The sequence below is a fragment of the Butyrivibrio sp. AE3009 genome (assembly GCF_000420845.1).
In the GTDB taxonomy this organism is placed as follows: domain Bacteria; phylum Bacillota; class Clostridia; order Lachnospirales; family Lachnospiraceae; genus Butyrivibrio.
On record NZ_ATVS01000065.1, the window covers coordinates 1 to 9,319 of the forward strand.

At 45.8% G+C, this 9,319-nt stretch carries 9 protein-coding genes; 7 read left to right on the plus strand and 2 right to left on the minus strand.

The genetic code is table 11. The features are described from left to right. Nucleotides 1–48: 48 nt before the first annotated feature. Nucleotides 49–1,284: an IS256 family transposase gene (locus G588_RS0117630; protein WP_022777606.1), complete on the minus strand. Its 1,236-nt coding sequence runs from the start codon at nt 1,282–1,284 to the stop codon at nt 49–51. A 233-nt stretch (nt 1,285–1,517) separates the two neighbouring features. Here G588_RS0117630 and G588_RS0117635 point away from each other — a divergent pair, with 233 nt between their 5' ends. The 3 genes from G588_RS0117635 to G588_RS20870 are packed head-to-tail and all read left to right on the plus strand — an operon-like array spanning nt 1,518 to nt 3,546. Further along, a complete protein-coding gene (locus tag G588_RS0117635; protein WP_022780014.1) occupies nt 1,518–2,495 on the plus strand; it encodes a pectinesterase family protein in 978 nt (325 codons plus the stop codon). A gap of 44 nt (nt 2,496–2,539) precedes the next feature. Next, nucleotides 2,540–3,217, plus strand: coding sequence for a ribonuclease domain-containing protein (locus G588_RS23205; protein WP_242830392.1), 678 nt, complete (start codon nt 2,540–2,542; stop codon nt 3,215–3,217). A 50-nt stretch (nt 3,218–3,267) separates the two neighbouring features. Then, nucleotides 3,268–3,546 (plus strand): barstar family protein, encoded by a 279-nt coding sequence (locus tag G588_RS20870; RefSeq protein WP_022780016.1) that lies wholly within the window; start codon nt 3,268–3,270, stop codon nt 3,544–3,546. 32 nt (nt 3,547–3,578) lie between these two features. Here the strand turns inward: G588_RS20870 and G588_RS0117650 are convergent, their stop codons facing one another. Further along, the gene (locus G588_RS0117650) at nt 3,579–4,721 is read right to left on the minus strand and encodes a glycoside hydrolase family 88/105 protein (RefSeq protein WP_022780017.1); all 1,143 of its coding nucleotides are present in this window, start codon (nt 4,719–4,721) and stop codon (nt 3,579–3,581) included. 181 nt (nt 4,722–4,902) lie between these two features. Between G588_RS0117650 and G588_RS0117655 the strand changes: the two genes are divergently transcribed. From G588_RS0117655 to G588_RS0117670, 4 genes are all read left to right on the plus strand, one after another. After that, nucleotides 4,903–6,195 carry a M18 family aminopeptidase gene (locus tag G588_RS0117655; RefSeq protein WP_022780018.1) on the plus strand — a complete coding sequence of 431 codons (1,293 nt, stop codon included), beginning with the start codon at nt 4,903–4,905 and terminating at the stop codon, nt 6,193–6,195. A 60-nt stretch (nt 6,196–6,255) separates the two neighbouring features. Beyond that, on the plus strand, nt 6,256–7,581 hold the full coding sequence (locus G588_RS0117660) for an SseB family protein (RefSeq protein WP_022780019.1): 1,326 nt from the start codon (nt 6,256–6,258) through the stop codon (nt 7,579–7,581). Nucleotides 7,582–7,677: 96 nt separating this feature from the next. Further along, complete coding sequence (locus G588_RS0117665) at nt 7,678–8,565, plus strand: chemotaxis protein CheX (protein WP_022780020.1); 888 nt, start codon at nt 7,678–7,680, stop codon at nt 8,563–8,565. Between the two features lie 16 nt (nt 8,566–8,581). Further along, on the plus strand, nt 8,582–8,935 hold the full coding sequence (locus G588_RS0117670) for a response regulator (RefSeq protein WP_022780021.1): 354 nt from the start codon (nt 8,582–8,584) through the stop codon (nt 8,933–8,935). Nucleotides 8,936–9,319: the final 384 nt, after the last annotated feature.

Here is a 9,319-nt window from a genome sequence, read left to right on the forward strand (position 1 = left end):
GGTCAAGTCCTTTTTTGTGTGTAAATTACCTTTAGGTGCTAATCGGCGCTATGCCGCCAATAGTTTCAGCTGTTCCACGGCTATTTCTTTAAGCTGAGGAATGTAGTCATCTACTGTTTGTAGCTGCTTCTTGGGGTAACCAGATGTAGTTGCTGAAGCAAATGCTTCGTGAACATCCATAAGCACGCTCCCCATGATTCTTATTACAGAAGCATCATTAGGGAATACTCCAATCACTGTTGAGCGGCGCTTTAGTTCTCTGTTAAGACGCTCTATGTGATTTGATGTTCGATGATAGATCCTAAGGCGTTCTGGCAATACCATTACTGTCATTGCACTTTCGAATCCCGCGTCTAGACATTCCATAGCTGCTGGCGCAACATCACTGTAATCACCTATTATGCGGTCTCGGATCTTTCTTGCCTCTGAGATAGTTGAAGCGTGATACATTTCAAGCAACTCGGAATGGAGCCCTTTTTGATACTTATTGGGCGTTTTATCAAGTATATTTCTTGAGAAATGAGTTTGACATCTTTGCCATGGAACTTCAGGGAAGACCTTCTTTATTGCATAAAGGATACCAGGATGAGCATCGGAAGTAATGACTCTCACTCCGTGCAGGCCACGTTTTCTAAGTGACTCGATGAACATGAACCATGTATTGTTTGTTTCGTTATCAAACAGGTCAAATCCAATGACTTCACGCTTGCCTTCAGTATTTGTGGCATAAGCTACCATGAAGGCCTTTGATACGATTCTGTGGTCATTACGTACCTTGAAATAAGTAGCATCTATAAGGACAAATGGATATGCATTGGTCAGCGGTCTGTTACGAAATTCATTAACAATGACGTCCAGATCCTTGCATACCTCCGACACCATAGACTTTGAGTAGGAAGTGCCACATAATGTTTCGACAACCTTTGCTACTTTTCTGGTAGATACACCGGCAACCACCATTTCGGCCATACTTGCTACAAGAGCAGCCTCACTTCTCTGGTAATTATCAAATATAAGTGACTTGAATGGAACATCTCTATGCCTGGGAACTACTAACTCAATCTTACCAAGACGAGTAATCAACTGGCGCTCTCTGGTGCCATTACGGCTGTCAGTTCGGTCTTCAGAACGCTCGTATTTTTCTGCTTTGAGTTGTTCTGTAGATTCAGCTTGAAGGATGCTGTTCAAGCTGTCCTGTAGAAGCTTTTTAAATGCATCATCACGATTTGATGAAAGTAACTGTAGTATTTCTTCTTGGTTTAAAGTAATATTTAGTTGAGCCATTGAGCTATACCTCCGGTTAATTTGATTGTGGTGATTTAATTATACCTAAAGGTGAGCCTTTGGCTCTTTTAATATTAATTTATAAATTTACACCATTATATGGACATTACTGTAAACAAATCTTATAGGACTACGTCAGATATCAAAGCATGACAAATAAGACGTAATGCAAAAATTGGACTACGTCTTATTTTTCTAAATTGAATTATTATACGTAATAATGAGGTACAAAAATGTTAGAAATACATGTTGCTCCTGTAAATGGAGACTTTTCTACTATAACTGAGGCGATTCAGGCTGTTCCCTATGGAGAGGAGGCTGTAATCCGTATTGGGGAAGGGACTTATAGGGAGAAAATTTTCTCTGAGAAAAAGAATATTAGTTTTATTGGAGAAGGGCCGGGGAAGACTGTTTTGGAGTATGGCGATGGAGCCTTTGATGAGATGGCGGATGGTTCCAAAAGAGGGACTTTCAGATCTTATACCGCATTTTTGGGCGGAGAGCGATGTGTTGTTAAGGATATGACCATTAGAAATACTGCAGGAGATGGTCGGACAGCAGGACAGGCGCTGGCAGTATATGCGGATGCGAGGGAGTGTATTTTTGAGAACGTAGATCTGGAAGGCTGTCAGGACACACTGTTCATGGCACCGCTTCCTATGACCGAGAGGCAGAAGAACGGCTTCATGGGACCGAGAGTTATGACAGAGCGTGTTCTTACCAAGCAGTACTACAAGAACTGCCGTATCACCGGAGATGTGGATTTTATCTTCGGCGGAGCAGATGCTGTTTTTGACGACTGCGATATTACCTGCAATAACAGGAATGAAGAGATTAACGGTTACATCACTGCTCCCTGTGGCCTTTCCGGCAACATCGGAATGATATTCAGAAACTGCCGCATCCACGGCGCTGCCGGCTGCAGCGATAATTCCGTATTCCTGGGCCGCCCCTGGAGAGATGAAGCCAAGGCAGTATTCTTAAGCTGCACAATGGATAAGGCTATAGCACCTGAGCGTTTCTCCGGCTGGGGTGCCATCAGCAAAGACCAGCCTGATACATTCTTTGGAGAATATGGCAGTGTCACCGCAAACGGTGATATCATAGACTTATCACATAAGAACCCCTGGGTCAAAGAAATTGACGAATCCACAGCCCGGGAACTAGGCTCAAAAGCAGACTTTATCATAACAAAGTGCCTGTCACTTTAATTAACTAAAGTGCCTGTCACTTCAACATAATAAAGGATTTCGTAATGATGAGAAAAGTTAGAAGAAAACTGGCCGGAGGCAGTGTTTTTGCGCTGATAATGGCGCTGATCCTTATGGCTATAGGCTGCGGAAGGAATGCGCAGAGCGGAAGGATACAGACTACCGCGGATGGGGCATCGGAACTTGTTTCCTTTGAGAGCGCGGTGAACCTAATCGATGATGAGGGGGAGCCCCAACTATCCCAAGGCGACATAGCCTCGGAGGATATATCGGAACCGTCGGCCGCCGAGCCATCGACTACTGAGGCTGCGACTACCGAGACAGCGACTACCGAGGCTGCAACCATCGAAACGATAACTTCGGAAACGACCACTAACACTGCACTTCCCGAAGACGGAACCTACAGCAGCAAAGACGAAGTTGCCCTATACCTTCACACCTACGGCAAGCTCCCTTCCAACTTCATAACCAAGAAGGAAGCCAAGAAGCTAGGCTGGACCGGCGGAAGCATAGAGGACTATGCACCCGGCAAAGCCATCGGCGGTGACTACTTCGGCAACTACGAGGGTCTCCTTCCCGAGGACAAGGAATACCACGAATGTGACATCGACACCCTCGGAAAAAGCAGTCGCGGCGCCAAACGAATCATCTATTCCGATGACGGCTACATCTACTACACCGATGACCACTACGAGAGCTTTGAACTTCTATATGAACCGTAGACAATTGCTGTTTGATAATCAGATAACGCCTATGATACAGGAGGATCATCATGCAGGAAAAAGTATTTTATATCGATATGAGCGAAGTAACCACCAAGGACGAGCTTCAGGATCTCCTTGCAAAAGAGCTTCCTCTTCCCGACTACTACGGCAGAAACCTTGATGCCTTACACGACATCCTGACAGAATCAGCTGAAGGTTGGAATATAATCTTCTATAACACCACAATCGCAGCCCGACTCCTCGGCAAATACTATAACGCCTTAACGAGATTGGCTGAAGAATCCTGTGAAGAAACCGACCAATTAAAAATACGCTTCTACCCATAACAAGGTAGAAGCGTTTTTTAATCAGCGATGCTTTACTGTCTTCTCAACATTTCAGTATAGGCGAGGATCAGCGGTGCAACACCTTTGGCTTCATTCTCAACTACAGGCTCTGAGAAATAATACTCCAGTGAGCCATCTCTGTGCTGAGGTCCGCCAAGACCTGCCACCAGGCAGATTCCGCCAAGCTTAGGTGAACCGTCTTCGTTGCGGGACAGGTACTTCTCTGTGATTCCGTCGAAGGCCTTCATAGCAACCTCTTCAAATCTCTTGGGAAGATATCCAAGACGCACACCCTTCAAAAGTCCATAGGCGATAAGCGCTGTTCCTGAGGTCTCAAGGTAGTTTCTCTCATCATCTGTCTTGTCCACAACCTGATAGAACATTCCGCTCTCATCCTGGAAAGGAATAAGTGCATCAGCCAGGTTCTTCAGCATTGTCTGCAGATAGCGAAGCTCGTAGTACATTGACTCGTCCATGGCCTCAGCTGTATCAACGAGAGCCACTGTGAACCAGCCAAGAGCTCTTAACCAGAAGTTGGGGCTGCAGCCCGTCTCCTTGTCAGCCCAGTACATCTTACGGCTCTCATCGTAGCCGTGGTAGTAGAGTCCTGTCTTGGCATCCTTCATAAGAGCCTCAACATTCTTGAACTGTCTGAAGGAATCAAGGCAGCCCTGCATCTTGTTGAATCTCTTTTCATATTCCATATAGAAAGGCTGCGCCATATACATTCCATCCAGCCATACCTGGTAGGGATAGATGTTCTTGTGCCAGAAGTTACCGGCCTTGGTGCGGGGCATGGTCTCAAGCTGCGCCCTTACGGTATCCATGGCCTTGCGGTATTTCTCCTTGCCTGTGTATTCATATAATTTAAAAAGGTTCTTGGATGGATTGATGTTATCAAGATTGTACTCAGCAGTGCTGTAAGTCTTGATGGAACCGTCCTCCTGAACGAACCAGCCTACAAAACTGTCGGCAAAATCAAGATACTTTTTGTCTCCTGTCATATCATACAGTGACAGTATGCTGGTGATCATGCATCCGTCTATGTAATTCCACTTGTTGGGCTTACCTCCAAGTACATGTTCAATGTTCCACATAGGATGCTCTGCGTCAGAGTTTGCCAGCAGATAATCAACGTACTCGCTGAGCATTTTGTAGGTTTCTTCTCTTGTCATAATTACCCCGTTTCTATAAAACTATTTTTCCCCGTAGCTATTGTGCCTTATACGTGTAAGCGCTTACATTATATCATAACACCGCAGTATTACAAACCTTTTTTTATTAAGATGACAAAGTCCTTATAATGATGTAGAATTGCGGGAGAAAAACAGATAAGTCTAAAAAGAGGAAATATTTATGGCTAAAAAAACACAGAACATTTATGACGATGTAACAAGGAGAATGCTGGATTTCATCGATGAGAGCCCCAGCTGCTTCCATGTCATCGATAATCTTAAGAAAAAACTTGCAAAGGAAGGCTTCAAGGAACTTAAGGAGAGCGAGAACTGGAAGCTTACTCCCGGCAAGTTCTTTGTGACAAGAAACGACTCTTCGATCATTTCCTTCAAGATTCCTAAGAAGGACTTTAGGGGCTTTAACATGATCGCCAGCCACAGCGACTCCCCCTCCTTCAAGATCAAGGAGAACCCGGAGATTGCCGCAGACGGCGCCTATGTTAAATTAAACGTAGAAAAATACGGCGGCATGCTCTGCGCTCAGTGGTTTGACAGACCTCTCTCCGTTGCAGGCAGAGTGATCGTAGCTGACAAAAAAGCCGGCATCAAGACCAAGCTCGTCTACGTGGACAGAGATCTTCTCATGATCCCTGCGCTTGCGATCCACATGAACAGAGAAGCCAACGATGGCTACAAGTACAACGCCCAGGTGGATATGCTTCCGATCATAGGAGATGCCTCCTCCAAGGACAAGCTCTTTGAAATAGTAGCTAAGGCAGCCGGTGTCAAAACAGAAGACATCCTTGGTCATGACCTGTTCCTGTGCAACAGAGTTAAACCCACAGTCTGGGGCGCAAACGAGGAGTTCATCGGAAGCGCAAGACTTGACGATCAGGAGTGTGTATACACCACCTTCGAGGGCTTCCTTGCCGCTGAGCCTACCGATTATTGCAGCGTTCACTGCGTATTCGACAACGAAGAAGTCGGCAGCACCACCAAGCAGGGCGCAGCATCAACCTTCCTTAAGGACACCCTCACCAGGATTAACTACAGCCTTGGCCGCACCTTGGAGGAGTACCACATGGCAGTTGCAGACAGCTTCATGATCTCCGCCGACAACGCCCACGCTGTTCATCCCAATCACGCAGAGAAGGCTGATCCCGTGAACCGTCCCGTTATTAATAAGGGAATTGTTATCAAGTTCCACGCCAACCAGAAATATACAACAGACGCCGTATCCGCAGCCAGATTCAAGGCTCTTTGCAACAAGGCGGGAGTCCCTTACCAGACCTTCACCAACAGATCAGATATGGCCGGCGGCTCAACTCTGGGCAACATTTCCACCCAGCAGGTTGCCGTCAGCACAGTGGATATAGGCCTTGCACAGCTTGCCATGCACTCACCCTACGAGAGCGCGGGAAGCAAGGACCCTGAGTATCTTGCAAGGGTTTCACAAACTTTCTTTGAGAGTTGAAAAACCTGAAGGGTTTCATATATAATGACATCAGTTTTATAGAAAGAGGAACAAATGTAAATGGGTATTTTTGATTTATTCGGGGGTAAAAACAAGGCTGCAGAGGCAGAGGCTGCCGCTGAGAAAGCCGCACTTGAGAAAAAAGAGAAAGAACGTGAGGAGCTTATCAAGGCACACGAGGACCTTACCTGGCCCACAGCCCCAAGGCTCAATCCCGTCAATGTTAAGGACGTTGAAGGTGCTTCCTTTGAAGACACCGTAAGTGATGAGAAGAAGGACGAGATCGGTCCCATGATCTATGAAGAGGACCTGTCACCTGAGTCACTTAAGACTCTGTCCAACCAGGAACTGTTATTCCTTCTGACCGCTCAGGAGGTTTATCACAAGGCATCACCTCTTCCTGAGTTTGAGAAGAACCACAGAAAGGTATATAACGAGCTCCTTAATAGAGTCCGTGATTCCAAGATTCTGTACGTTCTCTACGATGGCGCTACAGGCTATCCTTTCATCGACCACGGCTTTGGTAATGTCTATTTTGAAAAAGAGCTTGCAGAGAGAGGAGCACAGCTTTTCTCCAAGCAGTTCAGAAAGCTCCTTGTAAGAGAGATCAAGGTCGAGAATGAGAACGATCCCACAGGACAGAAGAGAGGCTTCTTTGACTATCTGTATTACATCGGTATAGAGAACCTCTTTGTGGATAACGGAGCATACAGAGCAAGATTCAAGAGAAATGAGATCGTTGCTGCACCCGGCGACTGGAACGCAGAGGCAAGTAAGGACAACGCACCGGTTAATCCCGGACTTAGCTTTGCAATGCTGGATTTCCTCGGAGAGCTCAGATGGCCCGTTAATTATGAGAAGAGAGCTGAGGTTCTTAAGGCCAAGGAGATGAGAATGCTCTCACTTGTCAGGAGTTCTCAGTTCATCGTACCTATGCAGCATGAGGGCCCCGTTGAGGTCCTTGAAGATGGCAAGATGAAGTTCAACAAGGACACCAAGATAAGATTTCTTGTTATGAAGACACCTGATGACAAGCAGTATCTGCCTATCTTCACAGATATGATCGAATTCTCCAAGAAGCCTCAGGACGAAGTATGGAACGCAGCAGTATTCACCTATCAGGATATACTCAAGTTCGTTGCTGACAAGGACGGAATCCGCATCAATCCTCATGGCCAGCAGATCATCATTCCCAAGGACAAGATGATGCTTCTTGAGATGGCAGGCCACCAGGCAGATGTCATGAACAAGAAAAAGGGCGCAGGAAGACCTGTTTCCGCAGCCAACCAGTCCGAGGAAGCAATGGTCAAAAAAGCTCTCGACCAGGCAATGACAAGGCTCAACGAGAAGAGAAACGAAGAAGAATTCGAGGAGCCAAAAGAATAATATAATACAATATATAACTTGTTTGTTAACGGATATTAGTCTACAATATAAGATGTAGACCAATATCCGTTTTCCTTTTTCTTGGAGTAAACAAGTATGTTTGACAGAATAATCGGTAGATATCTGCTGGAGCAGAATCTGATCAATAAATTACAACTTTCCCAGGTTTATCAATTGCAGGAGGCCAACAGGGCCAAATTGGGTGTTATCGCCGTTTCCGAGAAGCTCATGACCATAGCACAGGCAGAGCAGGTCAATGCTCTTCAGGCAACTGTGGACAAACGTTTTGGTGACATTGCCATCGAGAAGGGGTATCTCACCGAAACTCAGGTTGGACGCCTTTTGGAGCTGCAGGGCAACGGCTATCTTGCTTTTGTGCAGGCCCTTGTGGATACAAATTATCTGCCTCTTGAACAGATTTATGAGGCGGAGATGAATTTTCAGAAGGCTAATGGCTTTACGGAGTCTGATATGGCTGCCCTCAAGACCGGTGACGTGGCCAAGATAGTTCCGATTTTTGTAAATACCGAGAATCCTCTGTACCGCCAGATGTTCGTCATGGGCATCAAGAACATGTACAGATTGGTTGATTCCCATGTTTATGTCGGAAAGGCCTATAAAGTAAGAAGCTTCAAGGAAGAGGTTATGGGCTTCCAGAAGCTCCACGGAGATCAGAAAGCCACAGTTGCCATTACCGGTAAATATGAAGATGTCCAGAGGATGGCAGTTGCCTACACCAAGGAGGAGTTCATCGAGACCAGAGAGGATGCCCTGGACGCTGTCTGTGAGCTGATCAACTGTATCAACGGTCTCTATGCCACGGAGCAGAGCTGGAACGATAGCAAAATAGAGCTGGAGCCCCCTGAGTTCAAGGTATCCTTCAGCGAGGCCAGCTGCGACGAGATCTGGGTAATGCCGGTATACATCTGTCAGGGAGAGGTCAAGTATATGATCGCAATCTCCGAGAACATGCGAATTAGTTAATGAGCGGGGTGAATATATGAAGAACGTACTTATTGTAGACGATTCAAGAACTTCCAGAAGAATACTTAAGGATATATTGGAAAGAGCAGGTTATGCCATCGCAGGCGAAGCCGTTAACGGTCAGGAGGGCTTTGATGAATTTGTTAAGCTTAAACCCGACATAGTTACCCTTGATATCACAATGCCTGTTATGGACGGTATAGATTGCCTCAAGCTCATCAAAAGAAACAGCCCCGATGCCAAGGTTGTCATGATAACCGCAGCGGGTCAGAAGGAAAAAATGATGGAGGCCGTTAAACTTGGAGCCGCGGAGTTCGTATCCAAGCCCTTCGTTGAGGAGACCGTCATAGAGGCCTTGAAACACTGCTGATTCCATCCGTGTACCGACAAAAAAATGCCTTCAAAAGCCAACTTCCCAAATGACAGGAGGTTGGCTTTTATATATAATGATATGGGTGTCAAAAGTCAAAAATGCGTACATGCTTGCATGTTAAGCATTTTGACTTTATGACCCGAACAAATATGAGGAATAAGCAATTTACGCAGTAAATTAGCGGTTTCCGAATATTTGCAGAATTGCGAAAATGACTTTAGTCATGGAGCAATTCGTATATCATATAATGATGACATAGGCTTGCGAGAGTTATTTGCAACGGAGTAAGCCCTATGCCATCGATTGTTTATTGGGGAAGGGAGCGCAATGAACAGAAAAGTACTGATTACAGGAGCATCAAGAGGAATAGGAAGCGCTGTG